This window comes from Kyrpidia tusciae DSM 2912 (assembly GCF_000092905.1).
GTDB classification, from domain to species: Bacteria; Bacillota; Bacilli; order Kyrpidiales; family Kyrpidiaceae; genus Kyrpidia; species Kyrpidia tusciae.
Window position 1 is genome coordinate 2,317,074 of sequence record NC_014098.1, and the last position, 26,999, is coordinate 2,344,072.

A 26,999-nucleotide genomic window follows, 5' to 3' on the forward strand; every position below is an offset into this window, starting at 1 on the left:
CGACACCTCATTTCTCATTGGACTTGCTGAAGCGCCCTGGACAGAAAGTTGACCAAACCAACCAGTTCGCCGTCCGACAGTTCCTGTACACAGCTGAGGGCTCGGCCGATCAGACGGGACATCTCCCGTTCGAGTTCATCGCTCACGGTCTGGATCACGATTCCCAGCATGGTGCCAATGAAAACGAGGATGCGCGCCCGCGGTTGGTCGAGACTCAAGATGACTTGTTCCACGGTCGTTTTTATGACTTCTTCTGCATGACCGAGGAAAAGGGTCAGCAGTCCCAACAATGAAAGGCAAAACGTGACGCCACTCGGCATATGGGAGACGGTCTCGATGAGGCGGCTCACGGCGGGTCCCATCTCTGCATGTCGCAATTCTTGAAGTAAACCGATCATCCGGCCCTCCATCTCGCTCCATCCGGCGGGGGTCGATCGGTTCTCACAAACCCGGGAGATCAGTTGAACAGCCTTTTCGGTAGGCACGAAAACGATCCGCGATCTTCCCACCCCTCCGTGGTCGTGGATGTAGTCCCGAGATAAATATCCTAATTTCTCCAATTCCCGCAACATGTCGTAAGCCGTCCACTGGCTCACTCCCATGTCACTGGCCAAGGTTCTGTAATGAACGGGCCGGGTGGTTTGTTGATAAACATCCATCAGATGATGCAGAAATTGTTTCCGCCGTCTCGTCAGGGACACAGCCATCCCCCCAAAAAACCCATGATTCGAATCCATTAAAGGAAAGGGACCCGACGATGTCAAGAGGAGAAACACAAAAAACAAAAAAACAAGGCCGTATCAACCTCGCCCTGGGAGGCGGCCCAGCCCGGGGAGTGGCCCATATCGGGGTTTTTAGAACTCTGGAGAAGGAAGGCGCGCCCGTTGCGGCGATCGCGGGTTGCAGCATGGGGGCTCTGGTTGCGGCGGCCGACAGCGGTTGCTGGATAGGTTTGAACAGATATTCCGGCAACTGTTGATACCACCATGACATGTAACGCGGTTCAGCCGTTGCCCCCGGACGCACCGGATGGGGAGGAAGTCGGTCCCGAACCGGAGTTTCCCGGTGTTGCCGGGACCATCCATCCCGGCGGATAAAACGGCAAACCCCGGGCATCGAAGAAATACTGCGGCACTTCCCCCACCAAGACCATGTACGCCACCGGGACTTTCGTCTGAACGTCCACGGGTTCCGCCACAAACGGCGCCAGGATCTGGATTCGCGCCTGAACCTGGATGTCGACCTCATGGATCGTCTGATTGATTCCCGCCTCTCTCGTCGTCTGCTGGACCTCGGATTCGGCGGTCCCAAAGGGCACGATCGCAACGGGAATCATAGGGCCGAACGCGGAAAAAATCGAGCTGTTCATCGCTTGACCGATGGGAACGTCAATCTGTTGGGTGGACAGGTGATCGACCACCGCCTGGACCCGGGTCGTGACGGCGGTCTGCAGCCGGAGCACCTCTTTCTCATCCAAGGTGGCCCCGATGACCCGTCCATTTCGATCGGTTTGCAGGGTGACCAATTTGGAATAGTCGATGCCCTGCTGAACTGTCTGAACGAGCGCCTGGTTGATCGCGTCCGTGGCCAGCCGTCTGGCCATTCCTTTCGCAATATCCACAAACACCGGACGAATATTATAATCAAGTACGTAGAACGCCAAAACCAGAAAGCCGAGAATTCCCACGGCGACCAGCAAAAACGGCCGGCGGCCGCCCGGGACCCGGCGCCGAAATCCAACGCGAAAACGGCGGCCAAATCGCATGGGCACGGACATCTCCCCCCTTGCCATAGGTATGCCGACCCCGACCGCCGCATACCGTGGGAAATGGACCGGCGCGTGCAGGACCAATGCCCGTGTGCGAGGACGACGCAGCAACCGCGAAGTCCCGGCCGGACCCGCAGAGTGCCAGGGTGGAGTGACCGGCGGACCGGACCTGCGAAAGGACGTTTATCCATGCCCCTTATTGAACTGGACGGCGAACCCTTGGAGTACACGCTGATTTACCGCCCCAATAAAAAACGCCTCACCCTTCGAGTCGGTTGGGACGGGACCATTCGCGTTTCGGCTCCCCTGGGGGTCGCCATCGAAACCATCGAGGAATTCCTCCGCCAAAAGGCAAAGTGGATCCTCGTCAAACGGATGGAATTTGCCCGGCTTCGGGCGAGTGTTCCCCAAAAAACTTACTCCCCCGGAGACGTTTTTCATTTTCTCGGTGAACCCTACCCGCTCCAGATCAAAGAGACCTTTACCGGCACCCCGGGGTCCCTGCGACTGACTGAAGGGCATTTTTATGCGGAGATCAACCCATCCTGGGATGCCGAGACCCGCCGGGAACGTTTATCGCATCTGTTTCGCGAGTGGTATCACAGGGCCGGGTATCACTGGGCACTGCACAGAATCGCTGTTTATGGGGAAAAGCTTCGCTGCTTCCCGGAGAAGGTGGCCATTCGGGATCAAAAAACCCGCTGGGGGAGTTGCACATCAAAGGGTGCGATCTATTTGAACTGGCGCATATTCATGGCACCCCCTCACGTTGTGGATTACGTCATTGTGCACGAACTGGCTCATCTGCGCCATTTCGATCACTCGCCCCGCTTTTGGGAACTTGTGGAATCGGCGCTGCCCACGTACGCCGACGCCAAAGCCTGGCTGAAAGAGTATGGCTTGACCCTCGACTTATGACCGCATCGCGGCACAAAAAAAGAGGGCGCGCGCCCTCCCCTTTTGTATCGGCCCATCCCACATGACCGACATGACCGTCAGTGAAACTCAATGTTCACCCGGCGCCCCCGGGACGGCCGCGCCTTATCCATCCGGATCTCGAGAACGCCATTGCGGTACGACGCCCGGGCCGATTCTGGCTTGACTTCCACCGGCAGAGCCACGGTCCGGGAGAAACGGCCATAAAACCGTTCTCTTTGGAGAAAATCTTGCTCCCGGCGTTCCTCGTCTCTTTCAATAACCCCGCTCAAATGGACCCGATCGTCGTCGACGTCGATTTCAACGTCGTCCGCTTTTCGCAGACCGGGAATATCGCAGGAAACCACCACCTGATTCTCGGTTTCGTGCACGTCAACCCGGGGAAGCGCCCCTGAGACCCCACCGGTGCGCCAGACCTCGGGGTCCAGTAGACGTCCGACGTCCCGCCTGAAAGACTCCAGGTGACGCAGGGGGTCCACCGGTAACGGAAGTGGCATTGGCTCTCCCTCCCTTTTTGATCACGTGGACCACTCCTAGCATGGCTCCCGGGCTCGAAGAGCTTGCATGCCACATCCTCCCGTCGGATCAACACCGGATACGAAAACGCAGAAACCGGCGCTTGCCGACCTGGACCACCATGCCCTCCCGCGGCTCGATCTCCCGATCCGGGCTGTCGATCCGTTCATCGTCTACCCGCACCCCGCCTTGTTCGATCAACCGCCGCGCCTCTCCGTTAGATCCGGCCAGACCGTTCTCCACCAGAAGGCGAACGATCCAGACAGGCCCTGGGGGAATTTGCCGCTCTTCAATGTCTGAGGGCAGTTGTCGCTCTTGAAAAATGGTGCGAAAATGGTGTTCTGCATCTTCGGCGGCATTCGGACCGTGGTACATGCGGACCAAAGTTTTGGCCAAGCGCATTTTGGCATCCCTCGGGTGCAGGCGTCCTTCTGTCAAATCTCCTTTTAACCGATCCAACTCGTCATTGGAGAGATCCGTCGCGAGCTCAAAATATTTCACCGTCAATGAATCCGGGATCGACATGGCTTTCCCGTACATGTCCCGGGGCGGATCATCCAGGCCGATGTAATTGCCGAGGCTTTTGCTCATCTTTTTCTCGCCGTCAAGCCCTTCGAGCAGAGGCACCATCACCGCCGCCTGTTGGGACTGCCCAAACTCCTTCTGAAGTGTCCGACCCATCAACAGGTTGAATTTCTGATCCGTTCCCCCAAGCTCCACGTCCGCCCGCAGGGCGACGGAATCGTATCCCTGCATGAGCGGATAGAAAAACTCGTGCAGGCTGATCGGCAAATTCCCATAAAATCGCTTGTGAAAATCCTCCCTCTCCAGCATCCGCGCCACTGTCGTAGAAGCCGCCAGCCGAATCACCTCGGCGAAAGTGAGGGGCGCCAGCCAGGTCGAGTTGAACACGACGTGGGTACGGCCGGGATCGAGCACTTTGAATAGTTGTTCCTCGTACGTTTTCGCGTTGGCACGCACCTGTTCCTCAGTCAGCTGGCGACGCGTCTCCGATTTGTCCGTAGGATCTCCGATGCGCCCGGTGAAATCCCCGATCACTAAATACACTTCGTGTCCGAGATCCTGGAACTGGCGCAGTTTTTGCAGCACCACCGTGTGCCCCAAATGAATATCCGGGGCGGTGGGATCCAGCCCCAATTTGACCCGCAGCGGCTTTCCGCTGGACACCGACCGGCGCACCTTTTCCACCAGTTCCTCTTCGGGTACAATCTCCGCGGCACCCCTGCGAATGACAGCGAGTTGTCTCCCCACTTCCGCCTCCTGTTCCGCGGACAAGTCGAACGCTTCCATCAATCGTCCATCCTCCTTCTCCTCCGCACTGTACCGCAGCTCAATATCCAGTGTCAACGAAACAAAATCACAAGAACGCACCTTGGTTTTGTTATAATAAATGCATCGGACGAGGAGGAAATCGCGTGGAAGAAAAGGTACAAATTCCCGAACAACCTAAACGACGCAGATGGCTATTATGGGCAGCTATTTTAGCGGGCGCCGCCTTGGTGATCATTCTTGCAAGCGGTGTGACGTACGCCATTCGGGTCACCCGGGCCGCCCCGCCCTTGGATTTGGCTCGATTGTCTCAATTATCTCAAATCACAACAGTGGTGGACCGTGAAGGTCGCCCGTTAGGGTTACTCATGACCGACGGGTCCCGGGAGCCGATCTCATCCTTGGCCGAGGTCTCGCCTGACCTGGTCCATGGCGTGATCGCCGTAGAAGACAAGGACTTTTATCATCATCCCGGAGTGGATATTCAAGCAATCTTTCGAGCTCTTTGGCAGAACATCCGCGGCCAACAGATTGTCAGCGGGGCGAGCACACTCACCCAACAGACTGTGAAACTCGTGTTTTTCCCCGACCAAGCCCGTACCCTCACCCGCAAGATTCAAGAAGCGCTACTCGCGATCGAATTGGAACGCAAGTTGAGCAAGGACGAGATTCTCACCACCTATTTGAATTGGGCCTACTTTGGCCAGGTTGGGACGATGAACGTCTACGGGGCCGAACAAGCGGCACATACCTTTTTCGGCGTAAACGCCAAGGATTTGAATCTGGCCGAGGCGGCCATGCTCGCCGCGTTGCCCAACAATCCTTCCCTGTTCTCCCCCTACAGCCACTTTTCGGCCGCCAAGGAACGGCAGACTCTCGTCCTGAGTCGAATGTTGGAACAGCATTATATCAGCGAGGAACAGTACCGCCAAGCCCTAGCCTTCGACATCCAGAAGGCGTTGCGGCCGGTATCCCAACACTCGGCGGCCAAATATCCGTATATCCTGGATGAGGTCCAGGACGACGCTGCTTCCCTGCTGGTACAACGCGGCCTCGCCCCGGACGTGGATAAAGCCAAGGAACTTCTGGCCACCGGCGGCTTCCGAATCGAAACCACCATCGACCGAGATTTGCAAGATCGAGTAAACGAGGCGGTGTCCGGGCAATCCTACCGACCCGATATCGGTTATTCCGTGTTATTGAACGGCAGACCGACCCCGATCAAAAATGCCATGGAGCAGGTCGGGGCGGCGGTCGTCAACAATTCGGACGGGAGTATCCTGGCTGTATGCGGCGGTCGGGATTATAACCTGGATCAAATCGATCATGCCCGGCTCCCACGACAACCGGGATCCACCATGAAACCGATTGGCGTGTATGGCCCGGCGGTAGACCGGGGATTGATTGGTTCCGGCAGCGGCGTTGACGATGTACCAACCTCCTGGCCCGGCTACCGCCCAAACAATTTTGATAACCGTTTCCACGGGATGATGACGGTTCGGGAGGCTTTGGTGCAATCGTACAATATCCCCGCTCTGCAAGTGTTTAGCCGCCTCGGGCCGGGGGTTGGGATGGAGTACCTCAAAAAGCTTGGGATCACCACCCTCACGCCCGACGACGCCGTGATCAGTGCCGGCATCGGGGGGTTGTCCAGGGGATTGACGGTGGAAGAAGCCACCAACGCCTTTACCGTCTTTCCCAACCAAGGGTCTGTACACCCGGTTCACTTGATCACCAAGATTGTCGATCGGGATGGGCGTACGGTGTACCAGCACGCGAATCAGACGACCCAGGTTTTTTCGCCGGCAGCCAGCTACATCCTCACCGATATGCTTCGGGACGTGGTACGCCGGGGCACCGGATCCGCGGTGGGGCGGCGCTTTCCTTCCATGGCCATCGCCGGCAAGACAGGCACGACAGACGACGACCGCGACTCGTGGTTCATCGGTTTTACCCCGGATGTGACCATCGGGGTCTGGGTGGGATACAATTACCCGTTTCCGTTACATCCCGTACCCGGTGTCTCGCCGCGGGATGAAAGGCCCAGAGCCGTTCAGGTGTTCGCAGACATCCTTCAGCGTGCCCGGGGCGGGCCGTGGCTGCACACGGCCAGCTTCCCTTCCGCCCCGTCGGGTGTGGTCCGGGTGAGTGTGTGCAACAAGTCTGGAGAACTCCCCACCGCCCTTTGCCGGGCAGCGGGCACCGTGGTGAGCGAGTTGTTCGTGAAGGGAACCGAGCCCAAAACGGCCTGCGATGTGCACGTTCGGGCAGCTTACACGGTGATGGACGGCAAAAAATACCGGGCAACCACGGCCACTCCGCCCGATGAGATCCGGTGGGGGATCTTTATCCAACGCAAGGCCCATCCCCCGGGGCCCGCTCCGACAGATGCGGGACTGGAGGTACCTTCAACACCAGACCCCCGGGGCAGCGAAGTGCTGCCTCTGGGGGGAGGCGACACGCCGCAGCCAACCCCCTCGCAGGGTCAATCCCCACCCGGTGCCAGCTCGGGGAACGGCAACGGCCAACAGGAACAAAATGGCGGTCCACCAGGCCACCCACCAAGGACGACACCGGGAGCCGGAAACGAGTGATACGGCTCAAATGCCACCGTTATTTCAGCTCGACCACCGTCACCCCGAGCCCGCCCTCCCCAGGCCCACCGTTTCGGAAAGAGCGCACGTGGGGGTGGCTTCGAAGATAAGTTTGAACCCCACTGCGCAGGGCCCCGGTGCCCTTTCCGTGGATCAGGTGAACGGTGGCCAGTCCGGCGAGCACCGCCCGGTCCAGGTACTGGTCAATCTCGGGTATGGCTTCTTCGACGGTCTTCCCCCGCAGGTCCAGTTCCATGCCCACGCCGTCCGCCCCCCGGCGCACCGCCACAGACACCGGTGCCGCCGGGGCAGGCGCTTTCTGTTTTCGCAGCGCGGCCACCGGCACCCGGGTCTTCAGGGCCCCGATCTGCACCAAAGCTTCCTTCCCCTGGATCTCCAGCACCGTGCCTTTTTGTCCGAAAGACACCACCTCCACGGCGTCTCCCGGTCCCGGAGTACCGAAGTCTTCCCCGGTGGACGAGGGAACCCTGCGCCCATAGCGGAAGGCCGGCTTTACGCGGTCCAGTCGCTGGCGCAGCTCGGTAAACTGGTGCTCTTTAAGGGAGGATCGATCTTCGCGGCTCAGCCGGCGCAACTCTTCCAGGACATCTTTGACCTCCCGTTCCGCCTGAAGCACAATCCGCCGGGCGCGCTCCTCCGCCTGGGCAGTCCGCTGATCCGCTTCCGCCTCCCAACGGCGAACCTCCGACTCCCACTGCTGTCGAAGCCGGGACGCCTCTTCCCGATCCAGGCGCGCCCGGTCCGCCTCTTCCCTCGCCTGGTTCCGGGCCGTCTCCAACTGCCGAATCATGTCCTCCACCCTCACATCATCAGCGCCGAGCCGGTGTCGCGCGCGGTCGAGGATTTCTTGCCCCAATCCCAGGCGTGCCGCCACCGCCAGAGCATTGGACCGCCCGGGCACGCCGATCAAGAGGCGATAAGTCGGGCGCAGAGTCTCGGGATCAAACTCGACACTGGCATTCATCACCCCTGGCGTCGTGTAGGCAAAAGCTTTTAGATCGCCGTAATGAGTCGTGGCAATGGTCCGAATCCCGCGATCCACGAAGAACTGCAAAATCGCCTCGGCCAAGGCGGCCCCTTCAGCCGGGTCAGTCCCGGCGCCGATCTCATCGAGCAAAACGAGACTCCGCTCGTTGACCTGGTCCAAAATCTCAATGATGTGCTTCATATGCCCGGAGAAGGTTGACAAGCTTTGTTCAATGCTCTGCTCGTCGCCAATGTCGGCAAAAATCCGTTCAAAAACCGAGAGCTCGCTTCCCTCTGCAGCCGGGATGAATAACCCCGCCTGAGCCATGCACGTCAACAGTCCCGCCGTTTTGAGCACCACCGTTTTCCCGCCGGTATTGGGCCCGGTAATGATCAGGGCGTGATACTCGTCGCCGATCAGGACATCCACGGGCACCACTCGTTCCTTCGGAATCAGCGGATGCCGACACCGCCGCAACCGCAATTTTCCTCCGCCCACAAAGTGCGGGGACACGGCGTCCATCTGCTGGGCTAAGCGGGATTTCGCCAGCGCAAAATCGAGGCGGCCTAAACATTCTACCGCCTTGGACAGTCCAGACTCCTCTTGCCCCACCAAGGCGCTCAACCGGACCAGAATACGCTCGATTTCCCGTTCCTCTTGAGCTTCCAGCCCCCGCAACTCGTTGCCGAGCGGCACAATGGCGGCGGGCTCGATGAACCAGGTCTGGCCGCTCGCCGATTGATCGTGAACAATCCCCCGAAAGGAGTTTTTAAACTCCACCCGGACAGGCACACAGTATCTTCCATCACGGACGGTAACCAGAGGTTCCTGGAGATACTTCTGTGTGTTCGGATTGCGAATCAACTCATCCAGAGCCCCGCGAATTCGATCGGCGAGAGCCCTCTTCCGGCGGCGCAGAGCCGCCAGCTCCGAACTGGCGCCATCGAGAATCGCGCCGTCCTCCCCAACGCTTTCCCGGATCGCCTTCTCCAACGCGGGCAACTCGGGAATCCCGGAGGCCAGGGCCTGCAACTGAGGGGTCCGGGCCTTGGATTGCACCTGTTCCAAAGAACGCTGCACCCGCCGTCCAACTCGCATCAGTTCCGCTGTCGCATAAAGTTGTTCGGGGCTCAGCACTCCCCCGCGGGCAGCCCGGCGTACCGATTCGGTGACATCAGTGGCACCCTGTAAAGAGACTCCCCCAGCCAACCGATCCCAAGCTTGAGCCTCGTCCGTTTCTCTGCACCAAGACCTAACCTCCTCTTCGTCGGAGGAAGGAAGCAATTCAAGAGCCAGGGTCTTACCCATGTCCGTTTGCGCGTGGTCTGCCAGGATCTGGCAAATCTTTTCAAATTCGAGAACCCGTAAGGTCCGCGGTTCCACGGCAACAACTCCCTTCGTTCACCGAATTCGACCGGTTCTCTCATGATTCACCTCACGCAGGGAATACTATCGGCGCAGGGCCCGCACCGCCCACGAAAGGAGGCAGAACGGGTGAACATCATCGGCGCAGTGGTTCGTTTTGTGGTGTCCGCACTGGTCCTCATGGTGGTGGGCTATCTCGTCCCCGGATTCGGACGACTCACCTTCTGGAGTGCGCTCGTGGCCGCTCTGGTCATCGCCGCATTGGGCTGGGTCGTCGAAATGTTGTTCGGGGAACGAATGACGCCCTATGGCCGAGGAATCGTCGGCTTTCTGTCCGGAGCCGTCGTGATCTACCTGGCCCAACTTTTTGTGCCCGGCATGCGCGTCACCATCCTCGGCGCTTTATTGGCATCCCTGGTCATCGGGATTATTGACTTGTTTGTCCCGACCCAGTTCAGTCGCCGAGAAAACCGAACATAACTCACGGTCCGGGCCGGACGCCCTTCGTGAAAAGCCCAGGGAACTCCTGGGCTTTTCTCTTAGGATTCTTCCCGGATGCGGGGCTCGCTCTCCCGCTCCAGACTTCTTAGAAGGTCCTCATATTCATCGCATAGCCGTAGATACCGGTCCGCAATATTGACCGCCGCCAACACAGCGATCCGGCTGTAATCAAGGCGCGGATTTTGTTCGCCGATTTCCTTCATCTGCTCGTCCACCAACCGCGCGACCCGCCTGAGATACTCCACCGATGCCTGTCCCTTCAGCGCATAATCCTGGCCGTAAATATCCACGCGAACGCGATTGGATTCGGGTTCCTTCTGCCCCTGCCCTGTGCTCATCGGGAGCACCCCCTCCCGTCACTCCGACCGCAACTGAACGCCCCGCTCCCTCAGGGTATCGATCAGCCGCCGGAGGGCATCGTTCACTTCTTCGTCTGTCAGCGTCCGTTCTTCGGCGCGGTAGGACAGACGAAATGCCAAGCTTTTAAACCCTGGAGGGACCTGAGCCCCTTCATAAACGTCAAACAGCTCCACATTCTCCAACCATGGGCCCCCGCTTTCCCGAATCCCGGCCTCCACCTCCCGGGCGGCCCGTTCCCGGGGGACAAGAAGTGCCAAGTCCCGTGAAATTCCGGGATAGCGAGGCAACGGACGATAGGTGGTTGCTCCAGGTAAGCTCTTGACGATGTCCTGCATATCCAGTTCGATATAATAAGCCTTTGGTATTTCCCACCGTTCCTCCACCTCCGGGTGAAGTGCCCCGACCCACCCGATCTTCCGTCCGTTAACCTGGATCTGCGCCGCGCGCCCGGGATGAAGACCTTCGCGAACCCCGGGGACAAAGTCCGCCTGAACGCCAAGCCGCTCCAGCACGGCAGCTGCGACCCCCTTGGCCGCGTAAAAATCCGCCGGCCGTCCTTCCCAGCCGATCCCGTGCGGACCGAAACGGCCAAGGATGAGCGCCCCCACTTGCTCTCGCTCATCGGGAAGGTCGGCGAGGGGTAAGCCCCGGGGGTGAAAAACCCGTCCGATCTCGTAGATTGCAATCTCCCGCTGATCACGTCGCACATTGTAGGCCGCCGCATCCAACAATCCCGGCAACAGCGCCGTGCGCAGGGCGGCTCGTTCCTCGGACATCGGGTGTAAAACCGCCAGGTACTCCTGGGATCGTCCCTCATTCAACCGACCTATGACCGACGGATTTTGCAAAGTGTAAGTCCAGACCTCGAAAAACCCAAGATCGGTCAAGAAGCGGCGGATGGTCCCCCGGACCCGCTGCGATAACGTGCGGCCGGCGGCTGTGACCCGACCCTCGGGCATCGTCGCCGGGATGTTATCGTACCCGTGCAACCGGGCCACCTCTTCCGCCAAATCGATTTCCCGGGAAATGTCACGCCGCCGCGAAGGCACCTCCACCTGCCAGGTCCTCATGTCCAGCCGATCCACGGAAAAGCCGAGGCGTTCAAAAATCCGCTTCATCTCCCCCGGCTCTACCTTCACACCCAACCATTCATTGACCTTATCCGGGCGAAGAGCAATCTTCTTCCGATCCTCGTGTAAATCCCCTTTGTCCACGGGAGCGCCCACCAGCCGACCGCCGGCGTGTGCTGTAATGAAACGGGAAGCCCGCGCCAAGGCCAAGGGGAGCACTTCGGGATTCACGCCCTTTTCAAAACGGAGTCCTGCTTCGGACCTGAGGCCGAGGTGCCGAGCCGTTCTCCGTACACTCACTGGATCAAACCACGCGGATTCCAATACGATTCGAGTAGTCGAGGCGGTGATCTCGGAATTCTCGCCGCCCATCACCCCGGCCAGACCGATGGCCCGCGCCTCATCGGCAATAACGATCATCGAGGAATCCAACGTGCGTTCCACGCCATCCAATGTCCTGAGCCGCTCTCCGGGCTGCCCGGCGCGCACCCGAATATGCCCACCCTGAACCTGGTCAAAATCAAAGGCGTGCAGAGGCTGGCCGAGTTCCAACATCACATAGTTCGTCGCGTCGACAATGGCATCAATCGGGCGAATGCCTGCCGCCAAGAGACGCATCTGCATCCACAGCGGGGAGGACGCCTGCCGAGCTCCCTCAATCACTTGGCCCATATATCGCCGGCACAGGGGGGTCTCCAGCGTGATCCGAACCGGAGACGGCCCCTCTGCCACACCGCCCTCCGTCCAGTCCGGGAACTTGAGCGGGCGATCGAGAATCGCGGACAACTCATGGGCCACGCCGACCATCGATAGACAGTCGGACCGATTGGGGGTGAGATCCAGTTCCAAAACCGCATCGTCCCACCCGAGCACATCCACGATGTCCTTCCCTATCGGGCTATCGGGCGGGAGTACGTACAGGCCCTCTGTCTGATCCTTTGGCAAGAGGCGCGCTTCCATGCCGATCTCCTTCGCGGAACACAGCATTCCCTGGGAAGCCACACCCCGAAACACCGCTTCCCCGATCGTAGTCTCCGGGAGCGTGGCCCCCACCAAAGCGGTAGGCACCCGCAGGCCCGGAGCCGCGTTGGGCGCTCCGCAGACGATCTGCAAGGGATCTCCCCGTCCGACATCCACCCGACAAACCCGCAACCGGCCACCCTCCGGGTGGGGCCGAACCTCAAGCACCTCCCCCACCACCACCTGCGAAAGACCGGGATTGAGCTGCCGCACCGTTTCTACCGCAACGCCGTGCCGGGTAAGGAGTTCCGCCACTTCCTCCGGACTGAGATCGTCGAGATCGATCCATTCCTGTAACCACCGATACGATACCTTCACTGCCAGACCTCCTCACAATCCCCGGCGGAATTGCCGCAAAAAGTGCAAGTCGTTCATATAAAAATGGCGGATGTCATCAATCCCATATTTCAGCATGGCGGTCCGTTCCACCCCTAAACCGAAGGCAAAACCTGACACCTCATCGGGATCGTACCCCGCTTTCTCGAGCACATACGGATGGACCATTCCCGCTCCCAGAATCTCTATCCACCCGCTCCCCTTACAGACCCGGCAACCCGCCCCGTCGCACAGCGGGCAAGAAACGTCCACTTCTGCGCTGGGTTCAGTGAACGGAAAATAACTCGGGCGCAGGCGAATCTGCCGATCTTCTCCGAACATCCCCCGGGCAAAAACGGTGAGGACGCCCTTGAGATCGCTCATGCGGACCCCCCGGTCTACCATCAGCCCTTCGACTTGAACAAAGGAGTGGGAATGGGTGGCATCGTCCTCATCCCTTCGGTACACTCGGCCGGGCACAATGATTTTGACCGGAACGGAAGGACAGGTCTTTTCCAACGTCCGGGCCTGCATCGGCGAGGTATGGGTTCGCATCAGAATCTCTTCGGTAATGTAAAAGGTGTCCTGCATATCCCTGGCCGGGTGATCTTTCGGAATGTTGAGAGCTTCAAAATTATAGTAGTCCAGCTCGACCTCCGGTCCTTCATGAATTTCAAACCCCATACCGAGAAAAATCTCTTCAATCTCCTCAATAATCCGGGTCAACGGGTGCAGGCCGCCCACGGTAAAGCGCCATCCGGGAACGGTAACGTCCAATCGCTCGCTCTCCAGCCTCCGCCGCCGTTCCTCTTCCTTCAACGCGTCTTGCCGGGAAGCCCGGGCCTCTTCCAAAGCGTCCCGGATTTCATTGGCCAATCGACCGATCCGGGGCCGCTCATCCTCGGACAGCTTGGCCATACCGCGCAAAACAGCGGTCAATTGTCCTTTTTTCCCGAGAAAACGCAGCCTCCACGCCTCTAGTTGGTTCGAATCCTCGCACTGCTCCAATTCCTGTAACGCGCGCCTTTCCAACTCGCGTAAGGTTTCTTCCACAACCCGGCCTCCCTTTTACAACAAAAAAACCTTCGCAGACAAACGAAGGTCCCGCGGAATCATGATTCCCGCGTCAGTTCCGACCACTCAACGCCTTCATTATACGAAATTCCAGCTGTGAAAGAAAGGGACAATCGCAATGGATGCCCAATCAGGGACCGGGCTGTTTCGCCTCGGCCCGATCCGGGCCCTCCCAATCCTCCCGCCGATAGACCCAGTAGTGAACCAGCAGCTCGACGAAGGCGTACAGCCACGCAACAAGCAGTGCAAAGGTGACGGTAATCGCCGCCCCGGGGAAAATCGCATACACGAGATACACCGTCGCCCACGCCAAAACAAAATCCACCACGGCGGCGACAAACCCGTTCCACCTGGGGATCACAAATCGATCTGTCCAGTATCCCACCCCCGCCAACATCACCGTTCCGGCCACGAGGTGAACCAGTTGAAACGATCCATATAATGGAAAGAAAAAATGGATAAACCCCAGGCTCACAAAAGCGGCCACCACCCGCCAGAATCCGATCATCAGTGCCCGCATCCGGATCCCTCCCTCTCCCCTAGGATGGCGGATCCGGTTTCTTTCTATACCGCAAACTCACAGCGCTCCTCGATGGCGCCGCGCCTCATATAATAGCAAGGCAGCTGCCACCGCCACATTCAACGACTCACCTCCCCCGGGCATGGGGATGTGGACCTTCCCGCGACACAGATGGCGAACCTCTGGACTGATCCCCCGTCCCTCGTTCCCCAGCACGATCATCACGGGGATGTTCCAGTTCCATCGGTCATAGCGGACGCCCTCGCCCACGGCCGTCTCCACCGGCTCGACACCTTTAGCATGCCATTCGCCAATCATGTTCACCAATCGGCCCTGCCGAATCGGTACTGTAAACGCTGCCCCCATAGAACTCCGCACTGCCTTGGGCGAAAAAGGATCTGCCGTATCCTCCCCACACAAAACTCCGGTAACTCCCACGGCCCGAGCCACCCGCAGCACCGCCCCCACGTTGCCCGGATCCTGAATGCCATCTAAAGCCACCATCAAGACCGGGTCTTCCTCGGGCGCTTCCACCGCAAAACCCGGCATCGGCCGTTCGGGGATTCGCACCACCGCCGCAATCCCCTGGGGTGTGATCACCTCACACACTCGCTCCAAGACCCGGCGGTCTACCGGCTGTACCGGACATCCCTTCCCCCGGGCCTCCTCCACTAAGGAAGCCACCTCCGGGGTCTGATCCCGAGGGTCGAACAACACGACCTCAATCCCCAACCCGGAGTGCAAGGCTTCGCCAACCAGATGTGGGCCCTCGGCCAAAAAAGTTCCCCGGCGCCGGCGCTCCTTGCCGCGCCGAAGGGCCGCCCACTCTTTCACCCGGGCGTTCTGCAAGGAGCGGATCTCTTCCTCCCCCACCCCTTCACCCCCTATGCTTCCTCCTCCAGTCGGCGAAGGTCTTCATTACTCCCGATCACCACGAGGATATCCTGTTCCCTCAACCGATCGTCGGCAAGAGGCGAGATATTGATATTCTCTCCCCGTTTAATGGCCATGACGTTGCATCCGTACTTGGCCCTGATGTCGAGTTGGCGCAGCGTTTTCCCCACCATTCCTTTGCCAGCCGCCACTTCAGCAATGCTGTAATCGGGCGAAAGCTCGATGTAATCAAGAATGTTGGGCGAAACGAGATTGTGCGCGACACGTAATCCCATGTCCCGTTCCGGATGCACCACCCGATCCGCACCGATCCGGGACAGAACTTTCCCGTGCAGTTCGGTCTGGGCTTTCGCGACGATAAAAGGCACCCCCAATTCCCGGACAATTAAGGTACAGAGAATACTGGCCTGGATATCCCCACCGATCCCGACCACCGCCACGTCAAAATTCCGCAGGCCCAAAGCCCGGAGCGCCTGTTCGTCCGTCGCGTCCGCCTGAACCGCGTGGGTCACCGAATCCATAATATCTTCGATCACTTCCCGGTCTCCGTCGATCGCCAGCACTTCATGTCCCGTCTGATACAGCGTCTTGGCCACGCTGGAACCAAACCGGCCCAGTCCAATGACGACGAATTGTTTCAATAAAGCCACCTCCTATCCCACGAACAAATTCTCTTCCGGGTACCGCAGGATGGCCTTTTTCCGCCCCCGCTGCGCCAAGGCCAACCCCAAGGTCAGAGGCCCCACCCGGCCAATATACATCATCAATAAGATCATAAACCGACCCGGAGGGGATAATTCGGGGGTCAGATTCGTGGAGAGTCCCACCGTACCGAAAGCCGATGTCGTCTCATAGAGTAAACGGATAAAATTAACCGGCTCCATTAACGTCAAGATAAAGGTCCAGGTGGCGATCAACATGATCGACATAATTGCAATCGACAACGACTTGTAGATCGTTTTTGTGGAAATCGTTCGTCCGTACAACACCACGTTCTCCTTGTCGGTGATGACGGACCAGGTAAACAGGACAATGGCAGCAAAAGTCACCGTCTTGATCCCCCCGCCGGTCGAACCGGGCGAAGCGCCGATGAACATCAACACAATATCCAAGAATAAAGACGGAGTGGACAACTGGCTGATATCTACCGTGGTATACCCCGCCGTACGGCTGGTGACGCTGAGGAATAACGCCGAAAGGATCTTTCCCCTCCAATCCAAGGGCCCAAAAGTCTGAGGCCGATCCCATTCTAAAGCCAAAAAAGCCGCCGCACCCACCAGCAGCAGCCCCAGTGATGTGATCACCACAAGCTTCGTATGAAGACTCAGCCGCCGACTCCGGCGACGCTTCATAAGGTCCACGATCACCGTGAAGCCCAGACCTCCGAGGGTGATCAAGGCCATGATGGTCAGATTCACGACGGGATCCTCAGCATAACCCGACAAACTGCGAAAATCACCGAACAAATCGAACCCGGCGTTACAGAAAGCGGACACGCCATGAAAAAGCCCGAAATACAGGGCCCGCCACCAGAGCATATCGAAACTCCAACGCACAGCGAGGATGAGGGCGCCGATTCCCTCCACGGTCAACGTCATCAGCACCACATTGCGACTAAATTTGACCAGTCCCGAAAGGGTGGCCACATTGAGCGATTCCTGAATGACCAGCCGTTCTTTGAGACCGATTCGGTGCCGGGACATGATGAGCAGGAAAGTCGCCACAGTCATAAATCCCAAACCGCCGATCTGAATGAGCAGAAGAATAACCACTTGTCCAAAATGGCTGAAGTACGTTCCGGTATCGACCACCACCAGCCCGGTGACGCACACCGCGGACGTCGCTGTGAACAGCGCATCCAAAAAGTCCAGCCCCCGCCCGCTTTGGGAAGAGACGGGCAAGCTGAGAAGGACCCCCCCGACGAAGATCACAGCAGCAAATCCCAACACCAATACCCGGGCCGGGGTCCATACTGAAGGCCGGCTCGACAACCCTGTCACCCACCCATCTGATTCCGTATAATCCCTGGTCCCCTCGCCTCCAGGTACCGACTGCTCGTCCGCCGATAGTATGTATCATCACTCTACATGGGGAAAACTATTTGCTCTCGTATAAGGAAAGACCTACCAGGTAGGTCTTTCCCAAATCAAGCATTTAATTTGGTTTTGGCCAGGTTTGCCAATTCCGCAAAAGCTTTGTCGTCGTTGACGGCCAAATCCGCCAACATCTTTCGGTTGACTTCCACCCCTGCCATTTTCAATCCATGCATCAAGCGACTGTAAGAAAGGCCGTTCAACCGAGCCGCCGCATTGATCCGGCTGATCCACAGTTTGCGAAAATCCCGCTTGCGCTGCCGCCGATCTCGGTAGGCGTACATCAGCGATTTCATCACCTGCTGATTCGCCATCTTGTACAAGCGGTGTTTCGCCCCAAAATACCCCCGGGCGAGTTTAATCACCTTTTTTCTGCGGCGCCGGGTGACCGGCCCTCCTTTAACTCGTGCCATGACTCAACCCCCCTGTTTTTGGCCCTGTCTCTTCCCGCTTCGGCTTCGTTTATTTTAAATAGGTCACCAATTGCCGGACCCTCTTAAAATCCCCCTTGGAAACCAAAGCGGCTTTACGAAGTTTACGCTTCCTCTTCGGCGTCTTCCCTGTAAACAAATGGCTGTGGTACGCATGAAACCGCTTCAGTTTCCCGGATCCCGTTTTCCGGAACCGCTTTGCGGCGGCCCGTTGGGTTTTCATCTTCGGCATGCCTGCTCCTCCATTCCGTGATCAGTGGTTCGACTGCTTGGGGGCAAGAATCATGATCATGTTCCGCCCCTCTAACTTCGGAGGCCGCTCCACCACGCACAGGTTCTCCACTTCTTTCGCCATGCGCTCGAGGATCCCCTGACCAATGCGGGTGTGGGTGATCTCCCGGCCCCGGAACCGAACCGTGGCTTTCACCTTGTCCCCCTGCTCCAGAAAACGGACCACCGCCCGAAGTTTGGTTTGAAAATCGTGGTCTTCAATGTTGGGAGTGAGCCGCACTTCTTTGAGACTCACGATCTTTTGGTTGCGCCGCGCTTCTTTGTCGCGTTTGGACTGTTCGTATTTATACTTACCATAATCCATGATTCGACAAACCGGCGGCTTGGCCGTGGGCGCAACGTTGACCAGATCCAGGTTTTTTTCGGCTGCGATGCGCAGGGCATCCCGCAGCGAAACGATGCCCAACTGCTCGCCGTCCACATCGATCAACCGCACTTCCCGGGCCCGAATCTGTTCGTTCACTTGCAGATCTTCCTTGCTAATCATCTGTCACCTCCAGTGATGATCCTTCCGCCCGAGAATGGGCGGCCATAAAAAAGCGCGGAACTCTGTCCGCGCCGATTATGCATGATAAAGTCACTCGCAGGTGTGACTGGCACCTTTAAAACCCGGCAACAGCCAGCTTCGACGCCGACGGGTGAGAAGCGGACAGCTTCTACTTGGAGTTCCCTATTCTTCTGACGATGACCATCCTACCACAGCCGGGCTCACCGGTCAAGGGGTTCGGGTCCGGGCTTCTTCGGCGATCGCGACGAGGACTTCCTCGGCGGATCTCCGGCCGAGATCACCCTGTCCCCGTTTGCGAACCGATACTTCACCCGTCTGAGCCTCCTGATCCCCGATGACCAGCATGTACGGGATTTTCTGCACCTGGGCCTCCCGGACTTTGTAGCCGATTTTCTCCGCCCGCCCATCTACTTCAACTCGCAGCCCCATGGCCCTTGCCCGGCTCTGCACCTCCTTGGCGTAGGGCAGATGTCCGGCGCCAATGGTCAGGACCCGAGCTTGCACCGGTGCCAGCCACACGGGAAACGCACCGTTGTAATGCTCGATGAGAAGCCCGAAAAACCGTTCGAAGGACCCCAGTACAGCCCGGTGAATCATCACCGGCCGGTGGCGTTCATTGTCCTCGCCGACGTAGGTGAGATCAAATTTCTCGGGCATTTGAAAATCCAACTGGATGGTGCCGCATTGGTGAGAACGCCCAAGGCTGTCCTTCACGTGAAAATCGATCTTCGGCCCGTAAAAGGCGCCATCTCCTTCATTGATTTGATACTCCAGGCCTCGGCTCTCCAGGGCCTTGCGCAGTCCCTCGGTGGCCGCCTCCCACAGTTCATCAGAGCCGGTAGAATTCTCGGGCCGGGTCGACAACTCCACCCGGTAGGGAAAGCCGAACGCGGCGTACACGCGATCGATCAAGTCCATGCAGGCGAACACTTCGTCTTGGATCTGATCCGGGCGGACGAACAAGTGGGCGTCGTCCTGGGTGAACTCCCGGACTCGAAGCAGCCCGTGCAGGGCACCGGACAATTCATGGCGGTGCAGCAACCCGAACTCCGCCATCCGGATGGGCAGATCCCGATAAGATCGGACCCGGTGTTTAAAGGTGAGGGCGTGACCGGGACAATTCATGGGTTTTAAGGCGAATTCCCGTTCATCCACTTCGGTGAAATACATGTTTTCTTTGTAGTGATCCCAGTGGCCGGAACGCTCCCAGAGCACCCGGTCCATCAAGATCGGCGTCTTGACCTCTTCATAGTCGTATTCATTCAGAAACTCCCGCATGAACCGTTCCAGTTCATTGCGGATCACCATGCCCTTGGGGAGAAGAAAAGGCATCCCCGGAGCCTCGTCTGCGAAAAAGAACAATTCCAAGTCCCGTCCCACCCGTCGGTGGTCGCGCTTCCGGGCTTCCTCCACCCGGCGCAGATACTCTTCAAGCTGTCGCTGGGTGGGAAAGGCAGTGGCGTAGATGCGGGTGAGCATCTCCCGGTTGCTGTCCCCTCGCCAGTATGCACCGGCCAAAGACAACAGTTTAAACGCTTTGATTCGGCCGGTGGAGGGAAGATGCGGTCCCCGGCATAGATCGGTGAACTCCCCTTGGTGGTACACCGTGATCACCGCATCCGGGGGCAGGTCCCGAATGATCTCCACCTTGAATCGGTCGTCCCGGCCCCGGAACATCTCCAACGCCTCGTCCCGGCCGAGCACTTCCCTGCGAATGGGCAGATCTTCCTTCACCACCCGCTCCATCTCCTGCTCGATCTTGGGGAGATCTTCCGGGGTAAATTCATGATCGGCAAAATCATAGTAGAATCCATCCTCGATCACCGGTCCAATGGCGAACTTCGCGCCCGGAAAAAGGCGGCTGACAGCCTGGGCCATCACGTGGGCACAGGTGTGCCGGTACACTTCCAGGCCCTCGGGATCGTCGAGGGTGACGAATTCCACCTCCCCATCCTCTTGCACAGGCGTCGAAAGGTCTACCAGCTTCCCGTTCCACTTGGCCGCCACGGCATGTTTGCCCAAGGACCGGGACAGAGTCCCGGCCACTTCTGCCAGAGTGGCCCCCTTTTGGAATTCCCGAACCGAACCGTCTTTCAAGCGGATCCTCACAGGATCTGTCACCCGCACACTCATCCGAACTTCCTCCTTGTTTGTGCTCAAACCACACATCAAAAAAGCGCCCGCATCCCGCCGTATTGGCAGGGACGAAGACGCTCGTTCGTGGTTCCACCCTACTTTAACTTGTAAGGGGCCACGGCATTGGTCGACCATGTTTCCCTCACAAGTCCTCCTTCGCCGTTAACGCCGGCCACGGCTGCGCTTACTTGCCACCCCACGTCAGGGCGGGTTGGGCGCGCGGCTACGAGGGGGTTTTCCCAAACGTTCCTCGGTAAGGAGCTTCCACCCGCCCACATATCGGAGCGGCTCCTCTCTCTGGTCCGATCCCGCCGGTACTCTCCTCGGTCATCGCCATTGCTCACTGATCCATTCAGAACCTGAGTGACAAGGTAATCCTCTGGGGCCGTATTATAAACATCCTGCTGCCGGATGTCAATTCGCATCAGATCCCCGTCTTGGGACGGGGATCTGATGCCTTGCGCATCTGGTTTTGGGGTATTCTCATCGACCACAGCATAACCGCAACTCGCACATCGTCCAATAATCGTCTCTCAGTACGAGTGGTTGAACCCCACATACACGACATAAGACTATCTAGCTGAATTATAAGTTGCACTTAAATTATTGTCAAGACCGAATTTCCAGTCTATGAGCTTTGTTCGCTGAACCTGTCATCGTCCTCCGCCGACGTCTGCTCTCCGGACGATTTGCCCCCCCACCCGTTCAAATGATCGATGGTCCCGCTCCGATAACTGTCCATGACCTGACGGTGGGTCTCAAGAAGACTTTCGGCTTCATCTTCCAACAAGCGCCAAGTGCCAGGGCCCCATTCGTTTTCCTGAGATTCGGTGCCCCCCGGTCGTCCTTCCGGTGGACCCAGTGGACCGCGATTCGACATATGCTCCCGCCCCCTTTCGGCTTTCCCTCGTAGCCTTCGGAGCGGGCGACATTTTTATGCAAGGGCTGTCCAACTCACTTCATCACCGATGTCCCAGTTATTGACCACCTCGGATGGCAGACAGAAAGTACAGTCGATTCCCATCCGGGTCGGTGAGGCTGACCGCTCTGTACCCCCAAGGCTGGTCTTCGGGCACCCCTTCAAAATCCACCTCGCCCCGGAGTGCTTCGTACAGACGATCCACATCGGAGACGTCAAAACTAATGTGGTCGATCCCCGTCGGATTACCGACTAAATCTGGTTGGCGGCGATCCGCCGGCGCCGGCCCGGACGTCTGGAATAGGTACAGCACCGCCGTGCCCGCACGAATCGTCGCCCCGGGTGTCTCATCCTCCCCTACAACTTCGAAGCCGAGAAGCCGATAAAAAGACAGCGAACGCTGTAGGTCCCGAACCGCGACCCCGACATTATTGACACCTGTGATCACACAGCACACCTCCCTGAACATGACTGTTTACAGGTCCATCGAAGGATCTCCATTACTCTTTCGACGTCCCGGCGAAAACTCCTGTCTTATGAACTCACCGGCCGCGCCGCAGGTGGTATCGCTCAAGTCGTCTAACAGGTAAAATAGACTTAGTCTCGAAAATGCCGCCCATTTTATCTTTGAATCGGACAAGGAGTGACATTCATGGAACCGGTCGTTGTCAAAGCGATCCAAGACGAGTACCCAGACACCTTTTCGTGGTGTTACGGCTGCGGAAGACTGAATGAGAAGGGGCATCATTTTCGCACTGGATGGGAGGGGGACCAGACGGTCACCTACTTTACCCCGGAACCGCAGCACACTGCAATACCGGGTTTTGTGTACGGTGGAGTCATTGCTTCCCTCATCGATTGCCACGGAACCGGATCCGCCTCCCTGGCGCTGCACCGGAAGAACGGACACGAGGTCGGTGACGGAGCGGAACCGCCACGTTTTGTGACTGGCTCCTTAAAAGTAAAATTTATCCGACCAACGCCTCAGGGGGTCCAGTTAAAAGCGGTGGGTACGGTTCAGGAAATCAGCCCCACGAAGTGGAAAGTGGACGCGGAAGTCTATGCGGGCGATACCCTCTGCGCCAAGGGCGAAGTCATCGCCGTGTTGATGCCTGACACCTTCGTGAAACACGGTGAGCAATAGGGTCGAAAACACTCGCGAAAACAAAGGGAGGGATCTTGAACAGGTCCAGGGCAACGAGGTCATCAACACGAATCGATCCCCACAGGCTGTATCGCTTCGGTCCCCGGGCGGCTGTATCGATGGGGCGTCAATCTGGTGCGGTCTTTCATCCAGGGAATCCGGGACTGGGCCAGTGCAATCAGAGATGCCTTATTCCAGGGATTCAATAATACCAAGGCCGCCATTGAAGGCCATAGCCCGCCGTGGAAGGCGGCCTGTGAAGGCAAACACCGGCCTTTTCTGCATTTCCAGTCACTTTTTGCAGGTTGTTGCATTCTATCACATCCCCGAAAGCTCCCGAAGACAGTATTTCTGGAACCGTAGATTTGCAATAAATTTGCAATCCGCCTCAGACATGACAAAGGGGGCCGGGTAAAAAACCCGAACCCCCTTGATTTTCCTGGTGCCGGGAGCGGGGCTCGAACCCGCACGGGGCTATGCCCCAACAGATTTTAAGTCTGTTGCGTCTGCCGATTCCGCCATCCCGGCCTGGTCAAACCTGCCCTCGCGACCTGTCGGTAAACGTATACGCCACCAGAATCAAGAATATCTTGATGGCCGGGTCATGTCAAGGAGCCGCCATCGCTCCGTTAAAATCTGATATGAACGAGGCTGTCAAGTACCCGGCCCCGTGGTTCTTTGTTTGTCAGTGAAGGGCCTGGCCCGGAGTCCTGTCCATCGTCGACGGTCGGCAGTCTGATATCCGTGGATTGGTTACCACATGTCGGACCCCCGTCAGAAGGGCTGCCTCGGACTAGCGACGTGCGTCAGGATATGCCCAGTGCGGCCACCAGAGCAGGACCCATCACTTGAGTCGGGTGGCGTCTATTGGGCGTGCTCAGAAAGCCTATAGCCACCGGCCCCGTTTAACGCTTACCTTTTCCTTTCCCAGACTTATGGACATTGTAACAGTCAGCTTCTGGACTGGCAATCCCGTCAGCATTGGGCCATTATGGAATAACGGTAACAATAACGCACTCATTTACCTCTCTCAAGAAAAGTAGGTTTTTCTTCGTTTTTCTCACTCAATCGCACGATTTCGCATTTGACCATTCCGTACTCAGACTGCACAATCGTTCATGAGAGCGGTTTTGGCTCTTTGAGGGTGCACCAAAGTAGACGGTACCTGACCGTCTCCTAAATTATGGTACGCCCCTCGGATCTCCACCAAACACTTTCGTGGTTTACCCTCTCATGTCTCACAGGGTCGATGCCCTCAGCAGTCCCTCGTACGGCCTATCGAAAGGGTGGAGGCCAGCTCAGCTTTCTTACTGGGTCGTGGCCCGCATGGAGTGAATATCTGCCGGCTTCTCCGTGCTGTACGTTTGTCAAATGCAAATGAAGCGATGAAGGAGTTCTTCATGACGGACGACATTCCAAGTGTTCGCCTTGGTGGCAGCCGTCGTGAGCCTGTCAAGGCTGTTTTTTCGCCTTGACAGGCGGTTCAGGCTACCCACACTGGTGGTTGTGGCTGAATCCACACCTGTGGATTCAGCCTTCATTCAACAGAGGTGAAACACGGCCTTCTACACAGTCACTTGGTCCGCAAGCTGCCGATAAGCTGGACCCAGGGCGCGAATCGGATCATACTCCACCTGTCGAGTGCCAAGGGTAAACAGGATACGGATCAGTTTTCCACAAAGGGCGATGAGTGACTGCTTCGGCTTCAGGGCGTTGTCCACACGGGTCTTGAAGTGGTGGTGCAACAGTTTGAACTCTGGATTGATCGCAACCAGGTAAAAGACGGCTCGATACAACAGGGCCCGCAGCCTGGCTCTCCCCCGTTTGCTGATGCGGGTTTGCCCTTTATGTTTACCTGAACTGTTTTCCCTCAGGTTTAATCCCGCCAACTTGCGGATTTGGTGCCAGCTTGTGAATCGCGATAGGTCACCCACTTCGGCCAGGAAGCCAGCCACTGTGGATAAACCAAGGCCTGGGATCCGCAGCATTTGCGCTGCCCCCGGAATGTGTGTCAGGAGCTGTGCAATCTGTGCCTCTAGTTGGTTGAGTTGCTGTTGGAGCAGGTCATACTGGCTCATCAGGATCTGCAGCTCCTGACGGGCCATCCCCAGCCCTTCGGTCAGGCCAATGGACGCTTGTGCGATATCCACAAGCCGCTTGGCTGCCTTCAGTCCAACTCCGCGTCGGATCCCCACCTCCTTCCACATCTCGACAATCTGCTCCGGGTTCATTTGAGCGATATCCACAGGCAGCCAGCCCTGCCGCAGGATGGCCAACGCCGCTTTCCCGTCCCACTGCTTGAACACCGTGGGGACAAACTCCGGAAAATAGCGATCCAGCCAGTTTTGGATCCGGTGTTGTACCCGTATGAGATCCTCGTTTAAGCGTTCCCGTTGGTTCATGCCGCTGCGCAGCTCGGCGTAGACACCCACCGGAACGATCGGTTCCTGGTACCGCCCGTCTTTGACCAAACGGGCGATGGTCAGGGCATCCTTGACATCATTCTTGGTCGGTGAGTTGTCGTCGAATTCCTTGCTCTTCTTCACGTGGGACGGATTGACGTGAACCACGGAAATGCCCCGGTTCCGCAGGAACTGCCCCAAGGCCATCCAGTAGTGTCCCGTGGGCTCCATCCCGACAAGGACGTCCTCTTTGGCATAGGAATGTTTTAACCCCTTCAGCCACTGCACTAGACCTTCGAGTCCAGTCCTGGTATTCTCAAAGGTGAGGGGCTTGCCCAGTTCGATGCCTCGCCAGTCCACGCAACGAGCGACGTGGATGTGTTTGGCGACGTCAACACCGACAATGAGGGTTCCCTCCGTGATGCGCTGAATCTTGGCGTTTACATTCCTGGCCATTGCTGCTTCACCCTCCTGGTTTCTGGTTGGTTTGGACAACTACCACAATACCAGGAGGTTTTTTATGCAGCAAACCTCAAATTACTTCACTACAGGACTGCTTTCTAATCAAAGTTATCTCAGTCAGCTGTTCCACGAAACAGATTGGCCACACGCATCCCATGCGCCTCCATGGCTCTTCGAGCCTCAAGGGGTCTTCTGTTCCTCAGATGTTCAAGTATTTCCATGTGTTCTTCTAAAGATAGGCGCATGTTTTCAGGTTTAAACAAAATATCGGTTGACGTTGTATAATCAACAAGATCCCATTGAAGTTCAACCAACATGCGGATATGACTGAGCCCCGCTGTCAAGTGAATGACGTTGTGAAATTCACGATTCAGAAGAGAATATTGTTGAACTGACAGACGCCTTGATTCCATGAGTTGTATCAACTCTTCAAGCATCTGCAATTCTTCATCGCCGATGCGTTTTGATGCCCATTCCGCCAACACACCCTCCAACACCGCCCGACTGAGCAACTTCTCAAACAATTCATTAGAAGTAGAGGTGCGCACAAAGACGCCGACTTGCGGAACCATTTTAATAAAGCCTTCCTGTTCAAGGCGGGTAAACGCCTCCTGAATCGGTGTACGGCTGACCCTTAATTCTTCGGTTATCCGTTGTGCATCAATAAGTTGACCAGGCTGTAGTTCTCTGGATTGAATCTTTCTCTTAATATAAAGATAGACTTGGTCCCTTTTTCTACCATAATAATGTTCATAATGACCATCTTGTTGAGTTCCTTCAACAAGGGACAACCTCTTGCGGAACAATTTCAATTTGTTCTCCAGCTCGTCATCCGGCTGCGACCCGTTTGAACCTAAATGACTCATAGCATTCCAGCCACCCTTCCGATCCAGCAGGCTCTCAACTTAACTATATTAAACAATTCTGTGACTCAAGGGAAGGTTCCTTTGATCCAAAAGACAAATAACCCAAAACTTTGGTAGAAAGGATACCCACCAGGTGAATAAAAAAGCGTTTAATATTGAGCACGCCGTTCAAGGTCTTAGTTGGTGGCCCGCCCATGCTTTTGCGATCTCACGACTGCTCATACTTGCCGCTCTCTTTTACGTCCTCCTAAACCGCGTGTGAACAAGCGTAATTATTAATTTCTATAAAAAAGAAACTAGACTGGAGGATGATTGGTAGTAGGTCCAAAAGGGCTTTCTAGCAATTTCCTAAAAATATCGTCTGATTGCCATGTGAGACTTTCCAGCTGCAACGCATCCAGGTAAACCCTTTTTCCTGTCCGACGATCTTGAATCATTAAACGGTCGGAATTTCCGCTTGAATCTATTTTGACAATAACACTGGCAAATTCGTTTTCAACATTCATAGCCTTGTTCATGGGTTACTTTCGCCTCCT

General features: G+C 57.2%; 26 protein-coding genes and 1 tRNA gene. 5 read left to right on the top strand and 22 right to left on the bottom strand.

The features are described 5' to 3' along the window. Positions 1-14: 14 nt before the first annotated feature. The gene (locus BTUS_RS11515) at positions 15-701 is read right to left on the bottom strand and encodes a helix-turn-helix domain-containing protein (protein ID WP_013076243.1); all 687 of its coding nucleotides are present in this window, start codon (positions 699-701) and stop codon (positions 15-17) included. A 56-nt stretch (positions 702-757) separates the two neighbouring features. Between BTUS_RS11515 and BTUS_RS19300 the strand changes: the two genes are divergently transcribed. Continuing rightward, complete coding sequence (locus BTUS_RS19300) at positions 758-979, top strand: patatin-like phospholipase family protein (protein ID WP_123809297.1); 222 nt, start codon at positions 758-760, stop codon at positions 977-979. A gap of 24 nt (positions 980-1,003) precedes the next feature. Here BTUS_RS19300 and yunB read toward each other — a convergent pair whose 3' ends face one another. Beyond that, positions 1,004-1,765 carry a sporulation protein YunB gene (yunB, locus tag BTUS_RS11520; protein ID WP_245543413.1) on the bottom strand — a complete coding sequence of 254 codons (762 nt, stop codon included), beginning with the start codon at positions 1,763-1,765 and terminating at the stop codon, positions 1,004-1,006. 192 nt (positions 1,766-1,957) lie between these two features. Between yunB and BTUS_RS11525 the strand changes: the two genes are divergently transcribed. After that, on the top strand, positions 1,958-2,686 hold the full coding sequence (locus BTUS_RS11525; protein ID WP_013076245.1) for a M48 family metallopeptidase: 729 nt from the start codon (positions 1,958-1,960) through the stop codon (positions 2,684-2,686). A 77-nt stretch (positions 2,687-2,763) separates the two neighbouring features. On the opposite strand, the gene BTUS_RS11530 is transcribed toward BTUS_RS11525, so the two are convergent. Then, the gene (locus tag BTUS_RS11530) at positions 2,764-3,201 is read right to left on the bottom strand and encodes an Hsp20/alpha crystallin family protein (RefSeq protein ID WP_013076246.1); all 438 of its coding nucleotides are present in this window, start codon (positions 3,199-3,201) and stop codon (positions 2,764-2,766) included. A gap of 88 nt (positions 3,202-3,289) precedes the next feature. Continuing rightward, complete coding sequence (gene tyrS, locus BTUS_RS11535; protein WP_013076247.1) at positions 3,290-4,531, bottom strand: tyrosine--tRNA ligase; 1,242 nt, start codon at positions 4,529-4,531, stop codon at positions 3,290-3,292. A 125-nt stretch (positions 4,532-4,656) separates the two neighbouring features. Between tyrS and BTUS_RS11540 the strand changes: the two genes are divergently transcribed. Then, entirely contained in the window at positions 4,657-7,104 is a 2,448-nt protein-coding gene (locus BTUS_RS11540) for a transglycosylase domain-containing protein (protein WP_013076248.1), read from the top strand. Positions 7,105-7,123: 19 nt separating this feature from the next. Here the strand turns inward: BTUS_RS11540 and BTUS_RS11545 are convergent, their stop codons facing one another. Then, positions 7,124-9,475, bottom strand: a complete 2,352-nt coding sequence (locus BTUS_RS11545) for an endonuclease MutS2 (RefSeq protein WP_013076249.1) — start codon at positions 9,473-9,475, stop codon at positions 7,124-7,126. 111 nt (positions 9,476-9,586) lie between these two features. On the opposite strand from BTUS_RS11545, the gene BTUS_RS11550 reads away from it, so the two are divergent. Then, the gene (locus BTUS_RS11550) at positions 9,587-9,937 is read left to right on the top strand and encodes a phage holin family protein (protein ID WP_013076250.1); all 351 of its coding nucleotides are present in this window, start codon (positions 9,587-9,589) and stop codon (positions 9,935-9,937) included. Positions 9,938-9,996: 59 nt separating this feature from the next. Here BTUS_RS11550 and zapA read toward each other — a convergent pair whose 3' ends face one another. From zapA to BTUS_RS11615, 13 genes are all read right to left on the bottom strand, one after another. Next, positions 9,997-10,296: a cell division protein ZapA gene (gene zapA / locus BTUS_RS11555; RefSeq protein ID WP_013076251.1), complete on the bottom strand. Its 300-nt coding sequence runs from the start codon at positions 10,294-10,296 to the stop codon at positions 9,997-9,999. Positions 10,297-10,314: 18 nt separating this feature from the next. After that, complete coding sequence (gene pheT / locus BTUS_RS11560; protein ID WP_013076252.1) at positions 10,315-12,726, bottom strand: phenylalanine--tRNA ligase subunit beta; 2,412 nt, start codon at positions 12,724-12,726, stop codon at positions 10,315-10,317. 12 nt (positions 12,727-12,738) lie between these two features. After that, positions 12,739-13,776 carry a phenylalanine--tRNA ligase subunit alpha gene (pheS, locus tag BTUS_RS11565; RefSeq protein WP_013076253.1) on the bottom strand — a complete coding sequence of 346 codons (1,038 nt, stop codon included), beginning with the start codon at positions 13,774-13,776 and terminating at the stop codon, positions 12,739-12,741. A 151-nt stretch (positions 13,777-13,927) separates the two neighbouring features. Beyond that, a complete protein-coding gene (locus BTUS_RS11570; protein ID WP_013076254.1) occupies positions 13,928-14,317 on the bottom strand; it encodes a DUF2512 family protein in 390 nt (129 codons plus the stop codon). A gap of 57 nt (positions 14,318-14,374) precedes the next feature. After that, positions 14,375-15,190, bottom strand: a complete 816-nt coding sequence (locus BTUS_RS11575; RefSeq protein ID WP_013076255.1) for a TrmH family RNA methyltransferase — start codon at positions 15,188-15,190, stop codon at positions 14,375-14,377. Between the two features lie 11 nt (positions 15,191-15,201). Continuing rightward, positions 15,202-15,852: a potassium channel family protein gene (locus tag BTUS_RS11580; RefSeq protein ID WP_013076256.1), complete on the bottom strand. Its 651-nt coding sequence runs from the start codon at positions 15,850-15,852 to the stop codon at positions 15,202-15,204. A gap of 12 nt (positions 15,853-15,864) precedes the next feature. Then, complete coding sequence (locus BTUS_RS11585; RefSeq protein WP_013076257.1) at positions 15,865-17,202, bottom strand: TrkH family potassium uptake protein; 1,338 nt, start codon at positions 17,200-17,202, stop codon at positions 15,865-15,867. A 155-nt stretch (positions 17,203-17,357) separates the two neighbouring features. Then, positions 17,358-17,717, bottom strand: coding sequence for a 50S ribosomal protein L20 (rplT, locus tag BTUS_RS11590; protein WP_013076258.1), 360 nt, complete (start codon positions 17,715-17,717; stop codon positions 17,358-17,360). A 49-nt stretch (positions 17,718-17,766) separates the two neighbouring features. Further along, positions 17,767-17,967 carry a 50S ribosomal protein L35 gene (gene rpmI / locus BTUS_RS11595; RefSeq protein ID WP_013076259.1) on the bottom strand — a complete coding sequence of 67 codons (201 nt, stop codon included), beginning with the start codon at positions 17,965-17,967 and terminating at the stop codon, positions 17,767-17,769. A gap of 21 nt (positions 17,968-17,988) precedes the next feature. Further along, positions 17,989-18,513: a translation initiation factor IF-3 gene (infC, locus tag BTUS_RS11600; protein WP_013076260.1), complete on the bottom strand. Its 525-nt coding sequence runs from the start codon at positions 18,511-18,513 to the stop codon at positions 17,989-17,991. Positions 18,514-18,741: 228 nt separating this feature from the next. Then, positions 18,742-20,667, bottom strand: coding sequence for a threonine--tRNA ligase (thrS, locus tag BTUS_RS11605; protein ID WP_013076261.1), 1,926 nt, complete (start codon positions 20,665-20,667; stop codon positions 18,742-18,744). A gap of 631 nt (positions 20,668-21,298) precedes the next feature. After that, a complete protein-coding gene (locus BTUS_RS11610; protein ID WP_013076262.1) occupies positions 21,299-21,550 on the bottom strand; it encodes a hypothetical protein in 252 nt (83 codons plus the stop codon). A 97-nt stretch (positions 21,551-21,647) separates the two neighbouring features. After that, on the bottom strand, positions 21,648-22,037 hold the full coding sequence (locus tag BTUS_RS11615) for a VOC family protein (protein ID WP_013076263.1): 390 nt from the start codon (positions 22,035-22,037) through the stop codon (positions 21,648-21,650). Between the two features lie 204 nt (positions 22,038-22,241). Here BTUS_RS11615 and BTUS_RS11620 point away from each other — a divergent pair, with 204 nt between their 5' ends. Beyond that, on the top strand, positions 22,242-22,733 hold the full coding sequence (locus BTUS_RS11620; protein WP_013076264.1) for a PaaI family thioesterase: 492 nt from the start codon (positions 22,242-22,244) through the stop codon (positions 22,731-22,733). 440 nt (positions 22,734-23,173) lie between these two features. On the opposite strand, the gene BTUS_RS11625 is transcribed toward BTUS_RS11620, so the two are convergent. From BTUS_RS11625 to BTUS_RS17610, 4 genes are all read right to left on the bottom strand, one after another. Further along, positions 23,174-23,261 (bottom strand) — tRNA-Leu (locus tag BTUS_RS11625). A gap of 1,037 nt (positions 23,262-24,298) precedes the next feature. After that, positions 24,299-25,591: an IS110 family RNA-guided transposase gene (locus tag BTUS_RS11630; protein ID WP_013076265.1), complete on the bottom strand. Its 1,293-nt coding sequence runs from the start codon at positions 25,589-25,591 to the stop codon at positions 24,299-24,301. A gap of 119 nt (positions 25,592-25,710) precedes the next feature. Beyond that, the gene (locus BTUS_RS16955) at positions 25,711-26,463 is read right to left on the bottom strand and encodes a GntR family transcriptional regulator (protein ID WP_013076266.1); all 753 of its coding nucleotides are present in this window, start codon (positions 26,461-26,463) and stop codon (positions 25,711-25,713) included. A gap of 296 nt (positions 26,464-26,759) precedes the next feature. After that, a complete protein-coding gene (locus BTUS_RS17610; protein ID WP_013076267.1) occupies positions 26,760-26,981 on the bottom strand; it encodes a hypothetical protein in 222 nt (73 codons plus the stop codon). Between the last annotated feature and the right edge of the window lie 18 nt (positions 26,982-26,999).

Bases quoted from the DNA above. Each gene is read 5' to 3' on its own strand.
- BTUS_RS19300 (WP_123809297.1), top strand. From the start codon at position 758: ATGTCAAGAGGAGAAACACAAAAAACAAAAAAACAAGGCCGTATCAAC.
- yunB (WP_245543413.1), bottom strand. From the start codon at position 1,765: ATGCGATTTGGCCGCCGTTTTCGCGTTGGATTTCGGCGCCGGGTCCCG.
- BTUS_RS11525 (WP_013076245.1), top strand. From the start codon at position 1,958: ATGCCCCTTATTGAACTGGACGGCGAACCCTTGGAGTACACGCTGATT.
- BTUS_RS11530 (WP_013076246.1), bottom strand. From the start codon at position 3,201: ATGCCACTTCCGTTACCGGTGGACCCCCTGCGTCACCTGGAGTCTTTC.
- tyrS (WP_013076247.1), bottom strand. From the start codon at position 4,531: ATGGAAGCGTTCGACTTGTCCGCGGAACAGGAGGCGGAAGTGGGGAGA.
- zapA (WP_013076251.1), bottom strand. From the start codon at position 10,296: ATGAGCACAGGGCAGGGGCAGAAGGAACCCGAATCCAATCGCGTTCGC.
- BTUS_RS11570 (WP_013076254.1), bottom strand. From the start codon at position 14,317: ATGCGGGCACTGATGATCGGATTCTGGCGGGTGGTGGCCGCTTTTGTG.
- rplT (WP_013076258.1), bottom strand. From the start codon at position 17,717: ATGGCACGAGTTAAAGGAGGGCCGGTCACCCGGCGCCGCAGAAAAAAG.
- rpmI (WP_013076259.1), bottom strand. From the start codon at position 17,967: ATGCCGAAGATGAAAACCCAACGGGCCGCCGCAAAGCGGTTCCGGAAA.
- infC (WP_013076260.1), bottom strand. From the start codon at position 18,513: ATGATTAGCAAGGAAGATCTGCAAGTGAACGAACAGATTCGGGCCCGG.
- thrS (WP_013076261.1), bottom strand. From the start codon at position 20,667: ATGAGTGTGCGGGTGACAGATCCTGTGAGGATCCGCTTGAAAGACGGT.
- BTUS_RS11610 (WP_013076262.1), bottom strand. From the start codon at position 21,550: ATGTCGAATCGCGGTCCACTGGGTCCACCGGAAGGACGACCGGGGGGC.
- BTUS_RS11620 (WP_013076264.1), top strand. From the start codon at position 22,242: ATGGAACCGGTCGTTGTCAAAGCGATCCAAGACGAGTACCCAGACACC.
- BTUS_RS11630 (WP_013076265.1), bottom strand. From the start codon at position 25,591: ATGGCCAGGAATGTAAACGCCAAGATTCAGCGCATCACGGAGGGAACC.
- BTUS_RS16955 (WP_013076266.1), bottom strand. From the start codon at position 26,463: ATGAGTCATTTAGGTTCAAACGGGTCGCAGCCGGATGACGAGCTGGAG.
- BTUS_RS17610 (WP_013076267.1), bottom strand. From the start codon at position 26,981: ATGAACAAGGCTATGAATGTTGAAAACGAATTTGCCAGTGTTATTGTC.